Source organism: Pseudomonas protegens (assembly GCF_003732485.1).
Taxonomy (GTDB): domain Bacteria; phylum Pseudomonadota; class Gammaproteobacteria; order Pseudomonadales; family Pseudomonadaceae; genus Aquipseudomonas; species Aquipseudomonas protegens_B.
In genome coordinates, this window is sequence record NZ_MOAK01000055.1 from 20,270 (window position 1) to 33,094 (window position 12,825).

The window sequence follows — 12,825 nt, forward strand, 5'->3', positions numbered from 1 at the left end:
TCCTCCCTGTCCGGCACATGGCTCTGGGCAAAGCTGAAAGGTTTCCTATCCTCTCCTCAGCTACATGCCCCTCAGGCCCAGCACCTCAACATCCAATAACCCTGCGTGCCGCTCACCCCCTTGCCTTGTAGGCCGGGTGTGCCGCGCGCGTGGGGCTGTCCGTCTACTGGTCCACCCGCCCTCGATGCCAGTGCTGTCCGGCAACGAGTCACTTGCGTTCCCGCTGAGACAAAGGAAATGTCCATGCACCGCAAAACCACGGATTACCTCGACGAAATCGGCTTCTGGCACTGCGCCCGGAGCCGCCTGCTGCATCGCGCGGCCCAGCTCCGGGACAGTGCCAAAGTCTCGCCGCAACAAAACCCGCCCGCACGGTCCAGGGAGGCCCTGGACGACCTGTTGCATAGGTGCGGCCTGGGAGAGCTCTGCCGCTGCTCCGGGCATGCACGGCGCGACGGTCCCGCAAGCGACTTGCCGGAGCATCCCTCCGGCCCTCAGGACTGATGAACACCCGGGGCTGTTACCGGCCACTCCGATAAGGCGCCCTGAGCCCGCGCTTCACTGGGTGTCTGCTGATAGCGGGCCTTGAATGCCCGGGCAAAATGCGCCTGGCTGACAAAACCATGACGGTAGGCGATTTCACTGATGTCCAGGCCCGCCCCCTGGCCGGTGCAGAGCAACTGGCGGGCCTGCTGCAGGCGTTTTTCCAGGATGAAGCGGCTGGGTACCGTGTCCTCCATGGCAAACAGCCGGGCCAGGTGGCGGGTAGAAATGCCGGTCTGGGCTGCGACCCGCTCGCAGCTCAGGGTCGGGTCCCCCAACTGCTCATGGATGCACTGTTTGGCCGCCAGCAGGTAGGAGGCACTCAGGGCATTGATGGGCCGCTCTCCCACCTGCCCGGCGATGATGCTGGCCAGGAGTTCGAAGGCCTGTTCCTGGTAGGCCCCGGCCTCGCCACACAGAGGCTGCTGGAAAAACGCCCGGGTGCGCTCCCCGAGGGTACGTACCAGCAAGCGCTGGACTCCGCTGTGCACGCTGATCTTCAGCGTCCGGTCGAAACGCTTCAGACAGCGCTCGGCAAACTGCTCCTGGGGAATATCGAAAATGAACTGGCGCATCGCCCCGGAGAAGCCGAACAGGTAAGGCTTGTCGGTGCGGTAGACCACCAGCTCTCCCGGCTCCAGTACCTGGCAGGCGCCGTCCTGGTAGAAGAACGAACCGCTGCCGGTGACCAGGGACACGAAGATCGAGTCCTTGGGCACACCGCGGATCATCGAAGTGTCGCGTTCCACCACATGTTCATTGCCGACGATGCGCGCCAGGCGCATGGCACTCAACTGCAGGTTGTCCTGGCTGGCGGTGAACCCGTCGTCGGCGTAGGAGTTGCATTTGAGCCCCACCAGGGTGCTGGCGTTGTAGTCCTCCCAGAACCTCAGGCGGTGATCCGGGTCGACCGCCTGGGTGCTGGCGTGACGGGTTTCGAGCAAGGCGCATGGAGACATTGTTGTTCTTCTCATGGGCGGCGGGATATTCCCCGGACGGCAAGGCAGTGTCCGGGCACCTGGGGTCGCATGTTCTGCGGGCTGCGGCCATTCATTAACATCTGAACTATATAGCCTGTCAACTTGAAACGCTGTGGGAGCCGTTCTCCAGAACGACCTCATTACATCGCTATTTGCGGTAGGAAAAATCCCTGTCCGAAACAGACAACAAACCGGTCCGATTCGATCAAACCGGCGCCCAGCCGTGGGCCTAAAGTCGCCTCAGTCACCCCCGTGACGCCCCCTATAACAACAATCGAGGTCGACCATGCCTGAAGCCGCCACCCGTGAGTTCTGGAAAGACCTGCAACCCATCGCCAACTGTTTCAAACCTGACGCCAAGCCCGAGGTCTACCTGCCGGATGCCGCCAGTGACGACCTGAGCCTGTACGTGCCCTTCACCGAAACCGTGTCTTCACGACCGCTGTGGATTTCCCCCAGCGAGAACCGCTGGTGCGACATCCTCATGGCCCGCAGCGCCGGGCTGGTCAACCGCCACTACCACCCCCACGAAGTCTTCGCCTACACCCTGTCCGGCAAGTGGGGCTACCTGGAGCATGAGTGGACCGCCACCGCCGGCGACTTCGTCTACGAAACCCCGGGCGAAGGCCACACCCTGGTGGCCTACGAGCACGAGCAGCCGATGCGAGTGTTCTTCATCGTCAAGGGCCCGCTGATCTGGCTCGACGAACAGGGTGAGCCCGACGGCTACTTCGACGTGCACTCCTACATCGCCCTGTGCCGCGAACACTACGAAAAGATCGGCCTGGGCGCGGCCCATATCGACACCCTGTTTCGCTGATCGGCATTTCTCACGCCTCCTCGGAGAACCACCATGGCTTATAAAAACAACAAGGCCGGTTACGAGAACACCTTGCTGGGGGTGCTGTTCCTGACCTTCGGCTTCGTCTTTTTCGATCGTCTGGCGCTGTCCTTCCTGTTCCCCTTCATGGCCGACGAACTGCAGTTGAGCAACAGCCACCTGGGCATGCTGTCGTCGGTGCTGGCCCTGGCCTGGGCGGTGTCCGGAGCCCTGGTGGGCGCCTGGTCGGACCGCCGCGGCGTGCGCAAGCCGCTGCTGATCGTCGCGGTGATCCTGTTTTCCCTGTGCTCGGCCCTTTCCGGGCTGGTCACCGGTTTCCTCAGCCTGCTGCTGTTTCGCGCCATCATGGGGCTGGCCGAAGGGCCGATCCTGCCCTTGTCGCAATCCTTGATGGTGGAGGCTTCATCGCCCCAACGCCGGGGCCTGAACATGGGCCTGCTGCAGGGCTCGGCGGCCGGGCTGCTGGGGGCCGTGATCGGGCCGCCGGTGCTGATCGCCCTGGCCGAAGCCTATGGCTGGCGCCACGCATTCATCATCTCGCTGGTGCCCGGTCTGCTGATCGCCCTGTTGATCTGGCGCTACGTGCACCCGGACCCGCCACGAGACCAGCCCCGGACGAACGCCGCATCGAGCAACGGCGGCGGACATCGGCTGGCCCTGCTGAAAAGTCGCAACATCGTGCTCTGCACCCTGATCAGCTGCGTGTTCCTGACCTGGTTCATCATTCTGATTTCCTTCACCCCGACCTTTCTGGTCAAGGTCCGCGACTACAGCCCGGCCAGCATGGGCACGGTGATGAGCTGCCTGGGCGGCGCCTGGGTACTGTGGGGCTTCGGCGTGCCGGCGATCTCCGACCGCATCGGCCGGCGCCCGACCCTGGTGCTGTTCTCGCTGATCGCCGCCTGCTGCCCCATTGCCCTGCTCTACGCGTCTTCGCCCTGGATGCTCGGCGTACTGATGCTGCTGACCTACACCGGCCTGGGCTGCTTCACCCTGTTCATGGCCACCATTCCGGCGGAGACCGTGCCCCGTGAAGTCATGGCCACGGCCCTGGGCATGATCATGGGCATCGGTGAACTGGTGGGCGGCTTCGTCGCCCCGACCATCGCCGGGTTCGCCGCCGACCGCTCCGGCCTGTCCATCGTCATGTGGATGTCCTGTGGCGGCGCCTTGCTGGCAGCGGTACTGGCGCTGTTCCTCAAGGAAACCGCCCCGGCGGTGCTGGCCCGTCAACAGCGCCGGCACGCCGACGCCTCCTCTGTCCTGCAAGGAAACCAGCCATGAATGCACTGCGTTGGCACGCCGCCCGGGACCTGCGCCTGAGCCAGGTGCAACTGCGCCAGCCCGGCCCCGGGGAAGTCCTGCTCCAGGTGGCCTACTGCGGTATCTGCGGCAGCGACCTGCATGAGTACGCCGATGGGCCGCACTCGATTCCCCAGCACGCGGCCCATCCGCTGTCCGGCTGCCGGGCGCCACTGACCCTGGGCCATGAGTTCTGTGGCCAGGTGGTGGCCCTGGGTCCCGACGTCGACCCGCGCCTGCTGGGGCAGCGGGTGGCGGTGGAACCGGAATATCGCTGCGGCGAATGCCAGTACTGCCGCATGGGCCAGTACAACCTCTGTGAATCCATGGGTTTTATCGGCCTGATGGGCGACGGCGGTTTTGCCGAGCAGGCGCTGGTGCCCGCCTACATGCTGCACCTGCTGCCGGAACGCGTCAGCTTCAAGCAGGCCGCCGTGCTGGAGCCGGCGGCGGTGGCCTACCACGCCCTGAACCAGAGCAGCCTGATGGCCGGCGACAGTTGCGTGGTGTTCGGCCTGGGTCCCATCGGCCTGCTGCTGATCCTGCTGGCACGGCTACGGGGCGTGGAGCGCATCTACGCCGTGGACCTGGACCCGCAGCGCCGGCGCCTGGCCCTGGAACTCGGCGCCTCGGCCGCCCTGGACGGCCGCGATCCGCAACTGCAGGAACACCTGCGGCAACTGAGCGACGGCGGCCTCGACACGGCCTTCGAGGCCGCCGGCACCCAACAGACCCTGAGCCATGCCCTGCACTGCCTGCGCAAGGGCGGTGAAGCGGTGCTGGTGGGCTTGATGGGCCAGGTGCAGTTCGATGCCTTTCATCTGGTGAACAACGAACTGCGCCTGCTCAGCAGCGTCGGCTACCGCCATGTGTATCCCGAACTGATCGAGCTGCTGGCCAGCGGACGCCTGGACCTGTCCCGGGTGGTGACCCGCTGCCTGGCCCTGGAGCAGGCGGTGCAACAGGGCTTCGAGGTCTTATTGCACGACAAGAGTCAGATCAAGGTGCTGGTCAACCCGACACCGGCCCTGGCCGAGGCCTGACCCACCGGTTTCAACACTCAAGACAAAAACAACAAGAAACGAGTACCCGACATGAATGCTTCCTATGCGCTGTGCCCGCTGCTGGCAGCCCTGCTGCTGCCCCTTGATTGCCTTGCCGATGCCCCGACAGCGCCCCGGAGCGGGCCGTTGTCCGGCCTGGGCGACTACCTGGCCGACCAGGGCATTACGCCCCACGTGCAGTTTCTCAGCCTGGCCATGAAGAACCTCGACACCGGCCCGCGCCCCCACAGCTTCGGCAACAGCGGCGATCTGTTCGTGGGCGCCGACATCAACCTGGGGACCTTCGCCGGGCTCGACGGCGCGGCGCTGCACTTCGAGCAGACCCTGTTCATCCTCGATCAGCAGACCGGCGTGCCCACCTCACGCAACTGGCAAGGCGCCGCCGGCAGCTACTTCGGCGGCGCGCCGATCCACAACGACCTCACCAGCAACCAGCTGAGCCTTCTGACCTACCAGCAGACCTGGCTCGACGGCCAGGTCGACCTGAGCCTGGGGCGAACCAACGCCCGGCGCTACTTCTATATCTACAACTGCGAAAGCACCATCACCTGCAACGACCCGATCATCGATTCTTCCACCGGCATCCTGCCGCCGCCCTACGGCAGTTGGGGCGGCTACCTGAAGTACCGGCTGACACCCCAGTGGTACGTGCACGGCGGCGCCTTCGAATCCAACCCGGTGGACTACCTGAAGGAGCGCAAGGGCCTGGACTTCAGTACCGACGACGCCAGCGGCACCAGCCTGCTGCTGGGCATCGGCAGCCAGAGCCGCGATGCCTACAGCTCCCGCTACGAACTCAACGGCTACTACAACACCTCCAAGCAGGTGGACCCGCTGACCGGGGCCATGGCATTCGGCAGCGGCGGCGCCTTCTTCAAGTTCCAGCAGTCGCTGTGGCGCGCCGACGCCGGCACAGGCAGTGCACCCCAGGCCCTGCTGCTGTTCGGTTCGCTGTCGGCGGCGGCCGACGACAAGCAGCCCTTCAGCCAGTTCGCCGAGGCCGGGCTGACCTATCTGGCGCCCTTCGACCGGCCCCAGGACAAGCTCAACCTCAAGGCCAGCTACCTGCGCCTCAACGATCACCAACTGCGCTTCCAGCAACAGACACGGACCGCCAACGGCGGCGACCCGCAGCTGGGCGAGCGCAATGTCTATGCCCTGGAAGCCAACGCCCACATCGCCCTGACCCGACAACTGGCGGTGGAGCCCAGCGTCCAGTACCTGATCAACCCGGACAACTTCTACAACCCCGAAGCCCGCGAGCTGAGCGGCAATGGCTTTGTCGTCGGTCTGCAAGTGACCCTCGACGTCGGCTCGCTGCTGGGGCTGTGAGATGGATTTCTGTGACTGCCCAAGAGGTATCCCCCATGAGTGAACACACCACGCAGACCTTCGACTACATCGTGGTCGGCGCCGGTTCCGCCGGTTGCGTGCTGGCCAACCGTCTGTCCGCCGACCCCAAGCTCAAGGTGTGCCTGATCGAGGCCGGGCCCAGTGACCGCACCTTGCTGCCCGCCGCCTATGTGCGCACCCCGGCGGGGATCATCCGCCTGATCGCCAACCCGCGCTGGAACTGGATGCATCAATTCAGCGCCCAGGCCGCCAGCGGCGACCAGCCCATCCCCTGCCCCCGTGGCCGGGTCTGGGGCGGCTCCAGCGCGATCAACGGCATGATCTACATCCGTGGTCACCGTCAGGACTTCGACCGCTGGGCCGCCGCCGGCAACCAGGGCTGGAGCCATGACGAGCTGCTGCCCTATTTCAAGCGTTCGGAGCATTTCGAACCGGGCGACTCGCCCTGGCACGGCCAGCACGGCGAGCTCAACGTGGCCGAGCAGCGCAGCCCGAGCCCGGTCAATCAGGTGTTCTATGAAGCGGCCACGGAGCTGGGCTGGAGCTACAACCCGGACTTCAACGGCCCGGAACAGGAAGGTTTCGGGCCCTTCCATGTCACCCAGATCAACGGCGAACGCTGCAGCGCGGCCCGGGCCTTTCTGCATCCGATCCTGCAGCGAGAGAACCTCACCGTGCTGAGTTCCACCCTGACCCACAGGGTGCTGCTGCAAGGCACTCGTGCCAGCGGCGTGGAGATCAGCCAGAACGGACAGGTCCGTCAGCTGCAGGCGCGTCGGGAAGTGATCCTGTGCGCCGGGGCGATCAACTCGCCGCAGTTGCTGCTGCTCTCCGGCATCGGCCCGGCGGAGGAGCTGAAACCTCATGGCATCCTGCCGCGTCACCCGTTGCCGGGGGTCGGCCTGAACCTGCAGGACCACCAGGACATCGTGCTGATGTATCGCAGCGATCCCGAGCTGGGCTACGGCCTTTCGCCCAAGGGCCTGCTGCCTCTAGCCCGCTCGCCCTGGCAGTACCTGACCCGGCGCCAGGGCCCGCTGACCTCCAACACCGTCGAGTCCGGGGCCTTTTTGCGCCTGAGCCCCGAAGACCCGGTGCCGGAGCTGGGGCTGATCGTCGCCCCGGCCCTGAAGAACCAGCCCCAGCGCCTGATTCCCGTGGGCCATGGCATCAGCCTGCACGTGGCGGTAATGCACCCGCAAAGCCGCGGTCGGGTGCGCCTGAACTCCGCCGATCCCCACGACAAACCGCTGATCGAGGCCAACTTCCTCAGCCACCCCGAGGACCTGCGCAAACTGGTGGCCGGCTTGCGCCTGGTGCGCCAGCTGGCCGCGACCCGGGCTTTCTCCCGGCGCCTCAAGGGCGAACTGGTGCCCGGCCCGCAGGTACAGAGCCAGGAGCAGATCGAACAATGGATTCGCCAGCACCTGGGCACCGTGTTCCACCCCGTGGGCAGTTGCAAGATGGGCCATGACGAACTGGCGGTGGTGGACGATCAACTGCGGGTCCACGGCCTCCTGGGGCTGCGGGTGGCGGACGCCTCGATCATGCCGAGCCTGATCACCGGCAACACCAACGCGGCGGCGATCATGATCGGGGAAAAGGCCGCCGACCTGCTGCTGGGTACGGCACCGGCGCAACCGAGCAGCGTGCCTCAAGGCGCAACATGCACTTGAGCCGGGGCTCAGGGGCGCTTCGGCGCCTCGGCCGCAGGTGCGTTGGCCAGCCCCTGGCGCGCCCGGTATTCCCCCGGTGCGGTCTTGGCGTAGCGCTGGAAAAACCGGCTGAAATAGGCCGGGTCCTTGAAGCCCAGCTGGTAGCAGATTTCATTCACCGAGCTGGCAGTGAACAGCAGCAAGCGCTTGGATTCCTGCATCAGGCGTTCGTACACCAGGCGCTTGGACGGCAGGTCGGCGATGCGTCGGCAGACGTCGTTGAGCCGCGCTTCGGTGACCCCCAGGGTGCTGGCGTAGCGCGCCAGGGGCCAGTGCTCCAGGTAGCGGGCCTCGATCAGCTCGTTGAAGCGATGGAAGATCTGCAAGTCTTCATGCCGTGCCGGACGGGCCTTGAGGGAATTGGCCGAAAGCCTGAGCAGGCTGATCATCAGCAGCCGGGTCAGGGCTTCCAGGGCCGGCTCGCGCCCAGCCCCCTGCCCGCCGATTTCCTGCTGCAACTCCTGGAACAGGCTCTCCAGCCGCCGCACTTCACCGGCGAATTCCGGCCCCAGGCGTGCCAGCGCCACGCACACCGGCGGCACCTGGGGCGCGGGGGCCAGCGTCGGATCGGCACCGATCAACTCCCACACCAGCTGTTGACGCACGGTGAGCACGTGGCCCTCGCTGTCGGCCTCGGTGACGAAGGCATGGGGAATGGTCGGTGGCGTGAGAAAGAACATCGGTCCCGACTCCAGATATTGCTGGTCGTCGAGATAGACCCGCACCGCGCCGCTTTGCACGTAATGCACCTGGAAGAAGCGGTCGTGGCGATGCACGGGCATGTTGCGCCCGAAGAAGCCGGCGAGATTGCTCAGCTTGTCGTAATGCACCTGGGCATCGGCGTAACGCTGATCGTAGACCTGGCCGATGTTGATATTGGGAATGGGTTGACGTGGGTTCATGGCACCCTTCTGTTTTTATTTTTCGGCACGCAGAGCGTTGGCATCCTGCGGGATTCGCGGCTTGCCCGCCAGGGCACGACGCAATCGATCAGGCAGCCGCTTGACGATCGTTAACATATTAAATATAACGTTAATACATTAACGAATTCACCCCGCGAGCGGCAAGCGCACTGCGGGGCCAGACACCAGGAACCAGGAGACGCTCGATGAGCCGTGCACTGAACGATCACGCCGGTGGCACCCTGTTCGGCGTTGCGCTGAACTACCAGGGGTTGCTGCAGAGCCATCTGCAAAGCTTTACCCAGCCGCCCTACCAGAAGCCTCCGGTGAAACCGGTGCTGTTCATCAAGACCCCCAACACCCGCAACAGCCATGAGGCGCCAGTGGTGTTTCCCAAGGACGTCGAACGCCTGCAACCGGGCCCGGCCCTGGGGGTGGTGATCGGCAAGCGTGCCAGCCGGGTGAGCCTGGAAAACGCCCTGGAGCATGTGGCCGGCTACACCATCGTCAACGAGTTCAGCCTGCCGGAAGACAGCTACTACCGTCCTGCGGTGAAGGCCAAGTGCCGGGACGGCTTCTGCGCCATCGGCCCGCAACTGGTGCCGGCCGCCCAGATCAGCGATCCCCACGACCTGAGCCTGGAGCTGTTCGTCAACGGCGAGCGAGTGCAGCACAACAGCACCGCCAATCTGGTGCGCAGCATTCCCCAGCTGATTGCCGAAATCAGCGAGTTCATGACCCTGCACCCCGGTGACGTACTGATCACCGGCACCCCCGAAGGCCGGGTCGATGTGCGCCCCGGCGACCGGGTCGAAGTACAGATCAGCGGCCTGGGCCGTCTCGCCAACAGCATCGTGGCCGAATAAGGAACCGACATGAAACATGCACGCATTCGTTATCAGGGCCAGGTCCATCAGGCCCTGGTCACCGGCCCCAACACCCTGCAACTGGAAGACGGCCGAGTCCTCGCCGAAGACCAGGTGCAGTGGTTGCCGCCGGCCACCGGCACCATGTTCGCCCTGGGCCTGAACTACGCCGACCACGCCGCCGAACTGGCCTTCAAACCGCCCACCGAGCCCCTGGTGTTCATCAAGTCTCCGGGCACCTACACCGGCCACAACCAGGTGACCTGGCGCCCGGACAACGTCGCTTATATGCACTACGAGTGCGAGCTGGTGGCGGTGATCGGCAAGACCGCGCGCAACGTCAAGCGCGAGGACGCCCTGGACTACCTGGCCGGCTACACCCTGTGCAACGACTACGCGATCCGCGATTACCTGGAGAACTACTACCGGCCCAACCTGCGGGTGAAGAACCGCGACGCCACCACCCCGGTGGGCCCGTGGATCATCGATGCCGTCGAAGTGCCGGAGCCCAACAAGCTGACCCTGCGCACCTGGGTCAACGGCGAGTTACGCCAGCAAGGCAGCACCGCCGACATGATCTTCGACATCCCCTTCCTGATCGAATACCTGTCCAGCTTCATGACCCTGCAACCGGGGGACATGATCGCCACCGGCACCCCCGAAGGCCTCTCCGACGTGGTGCCCGGCGATGAGGTGGTGGTGGAAATCGAAGGCATCGGCCGGCTGGTCAACCGCATTGTCAGCGAAAGCGAATTCTTCACTCATCACGCCCACCCGGAGCCCACCGCCGTGGCCAAGGAGCACGCATAAATGATCAAACACTGGATCAACGGCCGCGAAGTCGAAAGCCGCGAAGTGTTCACCAACTACAACCCCGCCACCGGTGACGCCATCGGCGAGGTGGCCAGCGGCGGCGCCGAGGAGATCGCCCAGGCGGTGGCGGCGGCCAAGGACGCCTTTCCGAAATGGGCCAATACCCCGGCCAAGGAGCGCGCCCGGCTGATGCGCCGCCTGGGTGCGCTGATCGAAGAGAACGTGCCGCACCTGGCGGAGCTGGAAACCCTGGACACCGGCCTGCCGATCCACCAGACCCGCAACGTGCTGATTCCCCGGGCCTCGCACAACTTCGATTTCTTCGCCGAGGTCTGCACCCGCATGGATGGCCACAGCTATCCGGTGGACGACCAGATGCTCAACTACACCCTGTACCAGCCGGTGGGCGTCTGCGCCCTGGTGTCGCCATGGAACGTGCCGTTCATGACCGCCACCTGGAAGACCGCGCCGTGCCTGGCCCTGGGCAATACCGCGGTGCTGAAGATGAGTGAACTGTCGCCGCTGACCGCCAATGAGCTGGGCCGGCTGGCGGTGGAAGCCGGGATTCCCGCCGGGGTGCTGAACATCGTCCAGGGCTACGGCGCCACGGCCGGCGATGCCCTGGTGCGCCACCCGGACGTGCGGGCAATCTCCTTCACCGGCGGCACCGCCACCGGCAAGAAGATCATGCAGACCGCCGGCCTGAAGAAGTACTCCATGGAACTGGGGGGCAAATCGCCGGTACTGATCTTCGAGGACGCCGACCTGGAACGGGCCCTGGACGCCGCGCTGTTCACCATCTTTTCCCTGAACGGCGAGCGCTGCACCGCCGGTAGCCGGATCTTCATCCAGGAAAGCGTCTACCCGCAGTTCGTCAAGGAGTTCGCCGCCCGGGCCAAGCGCCTGATCGTCGGTGACCCGCAGGACCCCAAGACCCAGGTCGGCTCGATGATCACCCAGGCCCACTACGACAAGGTCACCGGCTACATCCGCATCGGCCTGGAAGAAGGCGCAACGCTGCTGGCCGGCGGTCTGGAACGTCCGGCCAACCTGCCGGCGCACCTGGCACGCGGGCAGTTCATCCAGCCCACGGTGTTCGCCGACGTCGACAACAAGATGCGCATCGCCCAGGAAGAAATCTTCGGCCCGGTGGTGTGCCTGATCCCGTTCAAGGACGAAGCCCAGGCCCTGCAACTGGCCAACGACACCGAGTACGGCCTGGCCTCCTACATCTGGACCCAGGACATCGGCAAGGCCCATCGCCTGGCTCGGGGCATCGAGGCCGGCATGGTGTTCATCAACAGCCAGAACGTCCGTGACCTGCGTCAGCCGTTCGGCGGCATCAAGGGCTCGGGCACCGGCCGCGAAGGCGGCGAATACAGCTTTGAAGTGTTTGCCGAGATCAAGAACGTCTGCCTCTCCATGGGCAGTCACCACATCCCGCGCTGGGGCGTGTAAGGTTCAGAACCGTCCCGGATCACGCCAACAAGAAGATGTTTCAGGAGAAGCACCATGGGCGAAGTCGTCATGGCCGCCAAGGTCTGCCACGTTCCATCGATGTACCTGTCCGAACTGCCGGGCAAGCACCACGGCTGCCGTGAGGCGGCCATTGCCGGGCACAAGGAAATTGCTCGCCGCGCCCGGGAGCTGGGGGCCGACACCGCGGTGGTGTTCGATGTGCACTGGCTGGTCAACAGCGGGTACCACATCAACTGCGGTGATGCCTTCAACGGCACCTACACCAGCAACGAGTTGCCGCACTTCATCAAGAACATGACCTACGACTACCAGGGCTGCCCGGAGCTGGGAGAACTGATTGCCGCCGAGGCCAACGCCGCCGACGTGCGCACCCTGGCCCACAACATCCCCAGCCTGGAGCTGGAGTACGGCACCCTGGTGCCCATGCGCTACATGCACATGGACGTGCCCGCCGCCGAGCACTTCAAGGTGGTGTCCATCGCCGCCTGGTGCGCCTGGCACCGGCTTGAGGACAGCTTCACCTTCGGCGCCGCGGTGCGCCGCGCCATCGAGAAGAGCGACCGCAAGGTCCTGGTGCTGGCGTCCGGCTCCCTGTCCCACCGTTTCTCCAACGACCGCGAGGCCGAAGCCAACATCCACAACTGGACCCGGGAATTCGACAAGCAGGTGGACCAGCGGGTAGTGGAACTGTGGCAGCAGGGACGTTTCCGCGAGTTCTGCGCCATGCTCCCGGACTACGCCGCCAGCTGCCATGGCGAGGGCGGCATGCACGACACGGCGATGCTCCTCGGGCTGTTGGGCGGCGCCGAATACAACCGCCCGGCCGAGATTGTCACCCCGCTCTTCGGCAGCTCCGGCACCGGTCAGATCAACGCCATTTTCGACATCTAGCAGCGACGGCAAATGTCGAGCCGCAGGCCACAGGAAATCGTCCTGTGGCTCGCCGCTTGCCGCCTGCCGTTTCCTG

12 protein-coding genes are annotated in these 12,825 nt (G+C 65.1%); 10 read left to right on the top strand and 2 right to left on the bottom strand.

Annotated elements, in window-relative coordinates:
- Positions 1-243 precede the first annotated feature (243 nt).
- Complete coding sequence (locus tag BLX41_RS14565; protein WP_123725461.1) at positions 244-504, top strand: hypothetical protein; 261 nt, start codon at positions 244-246, stop codon at positions 502-504.
- Here BLX41_RS14565 and BLX41_RS14570 read toward each other — a convergent pair.
- Complete coding sequence (locus BLX41_RS14570) at positions 495-1,502, bottom strand: helix-turn-helix domain-containing protein (protein ID WP_123725462.1); 1,008 nt, start codon at positions 1,500-1,502, stop codon at positions 495-497. The two genes, BLX41_RS14565 and BLX41_RS14570, sit on opposite strands and share 10 nt — an antisense overlap.
- A gap of 307 nt (positions 1,503-1,809) precedes the next feature.
- Between BLX41_RS14570 and BLX41_RS14575 the strand changes: the two genes are divergently transcribed.
- Genes BLX41_RS14575 through BLX41_RS14595 form a run of 5 tightly spaced genes read left to right on the top strand, consistent with a single transcriptional unit; the run spans position 1,810 to position 7,759 of the window.
- Positions 1,810-2,343: a 2,4'-dihydroxyacetophenone dioxygenase family protein gene (locus BLX41_RS14575; protein WP_123725463.1), complete on the top strand. Its 534-nt coding sequence runs from the start codon at positions 1,810-1,812 to the stop codon at positions 2,341-2,343.
- Between the two features lie 33 nt (positions 2,344-2,376).
- Positions 2,377-3,648 carry an MFS transporter gene (locus tag BLX41_RS14580; protein ID WP_123725464.1) on the top strand — a complete coding sequence of 424 codons (1,272 nt, stop codon included), beginning with the start codon at positions 2,377-2,379 and terminating at the stop codon, positions 3,646-3,648.
- A complete protein-coding gene (locus BLX41_RS14585; RefSeq protein ID WP_123725465.1) occupies positions 3,645-4,709 on the top strand; it encodes a 2,3-butanediol dehydrogenase in 1,065 nt (354 codons plus the stop codon). Before BLX41_RS14580 ends, BLX41_RS14585 begins: the two co-directional genes overlap by 4 nt.
- Before the next feature lie 51 nt (positions 4,710-4,760).
- Positions 4,761-6,062: a carbohydrate porin gene (locus tag BLX41_RS14590; RefSeq protein WP_123725466.1), complete on the top strand. Its 1,302-nt coding sequence runs from the start codon at positions 4,761-4,763 to the stop codon at positions 6,060-6,062.
- A gap of 35 nt (positions 6,063-6,097) precedes the next feature.
- Entirely contained in the window at positions 6,098-7,759 is a 1,662-nt protein-coding gene (locus tag BLX41_RS14595; RefSeq protein WP_123725467.1) for a GMC family oxidoreductase, read from the top strand.
- 8 nt (positions 7,760-7,767) lie between these two features.
- Here BLX41_RS14595 and hpaA read toward each other — a convergent pair whose 3' ends face one another.
- A complete protein-coding gene (hpaA, locus tag BLX41_RS14600; RefSeq protein WP_123725468.1) occupies positions 7,768-8,700 on the bottom strand; it encodes a 4-hydroxyphenylacetate catabolism regulatory protein HpaA in 933 nt (310 codons plus the stop codon).
- Between the two features lie 206 nt (positions 8,701-8,906).
- On the opposite strand from hpaA, the gene BLX41_RS14605 reads away from it, so the two are divergent.
- Genes BLX41_RS14605 through hpaD form a run of 4 tightly spaced genes read left to right on the top strand, consistent with a single transcriptional unit; the run spans position 8,907 to position 12,749 of the window.
- Positions 8,907-9,566, top strand: coding sequence for a fumarylacetoacetate hydrolase family protein (locus BLX41_RS14605; protein WP_123725469.1), 660 nt, complete (start codon positions 8,907-8,909; stop codon positions 9,564-9,566).
- 9 nt (positions 9,567-9,575) lie between these two features.
- Complete coding sequence (locus BLX41_RS14610; RefSeq protein ID WP_123725470.1) at positions 9,576-10,376, top strand: fumarylacetoacetate hydrolase family protein; 801 nt, start codon at positions 9,576-9,578, stop codon at positions 10,374-10,376.
- Positions 10,377-11,837, top strand: coding sequence for a 5-carboxymethyl-2-hydroxymuconate semialdehyde dehydrogenase (gene hpaE, locus BLX41_RS14615; RefSeq protein ID WP_123725471.1), 1,461 nt, complete (start codon positions 10,377-10,379; stop codon positions 11,835-11,837).
- A 54-nt stretch (positions 11,838-11,891) separates the two neighbouring features.
- Positions 11,892-12,749 carry a 3,4-dihydroxyphenylacetate 2,3-dioxygenase gene (gene hpaD / locus BLX41_RS14620; RefSeq protein ID WP_123725472.1) on the top strand — a complete coding sequence of 286 codons (858 nt, stop codon included), beginning with the start codon at positions 11,892-11,894 and terminating at the stop codon, positions 12,747-12,749.
- Positions 12,750-12,825 lie beyond the last annotated feature (76 nt).

Excerpts from the sequence above, each read along its gene's own strand:
- BLX41_RS14565 (WP_123725461.1), top strand. The coding sequence starts at position 244 with ATGCACCGCAAAACCACGGATTACCTCGACGAAATCGGCTTCTGGCAC.
- BLX41_RS14570 (WP_123725462.1), bottom strand. The coding sequence starts at position 1,502 with ATGTCTCCATGCGCCTTGCTCGAAACCCGTCACGCCAGCACCCAGGCG.
- BLX41_RS14575 (WP_123725463.1), top strand. The coding sequence starts at position 1,810 with ATGCCTGAAGCCGCCACCCGTGAGTTCTGGAAAGACCTGCAACCCATC.
- BLX41_RS14580 (WP_123725464.1), top strand. The coding sequence starts at position 2,377 with ATGGCTTATAAAAACAACAAGGCCGGTTACGAGAACACCTTGCTGGGG.
- BLX41_RS14585 (WP_123725465.1), top strand. The coding sequence starts at position 3,645 with ATGAATGCACTGCGTTGGCACGCCGCCCGGGACCTGCGCCTGAGCCAG.
- BLX41_RS14590 (WP_123725466.1), top strand. The coding sequence starts at position 4,761 with ATGAATGCTTCCTATGCGCTGTGCCCGCTGCTGGCAGCCCTGCTGCTG.
- BLX41_RS14595 (WP_123725467.1), top strand. The coding sequence starts at position 6,098 with ATGAGTGAACACACCACGCAGACCTTCGACTACATCGTGGTCGGCGCC.
- hpaA (WP_123725468.1), bottom strand. The coding sequence starts at position 8,700 with ATGAACCCACGTCAACCCATTCCCAATATCAACATCGGCCAGGTCTAC.
- BLX41_RS14605 (WP_123725469.1), top strand. The coding sequence starts at position 8,907 with ATGAGCCGTGCACTGAACGATCACGCCGGTGGCACCCTGTTCGGCGTT.
- BLX41_RS14610 (WP_123725470.1), top strand. The coding sequence starts at position 9,576 with ATGAAACATGCACGCATTCGTTATCAGGGCCAGGTCCATCAGGCCCTG.
- hpaE (WP_123725471.1), top strand. The coding sequence starts at position 10,377 with ATGATCAAACACTGGATCAACGGCCGCGAAGTCGAAAGCCGCGAAGTG.
- hpaD (WP_123725472.1), top strand. The coding sequence starts at position 11,892 with ATGGGCGAAGTCGTCATGGCCGCCAAGGTCTGCCACGTTCCATCGATG.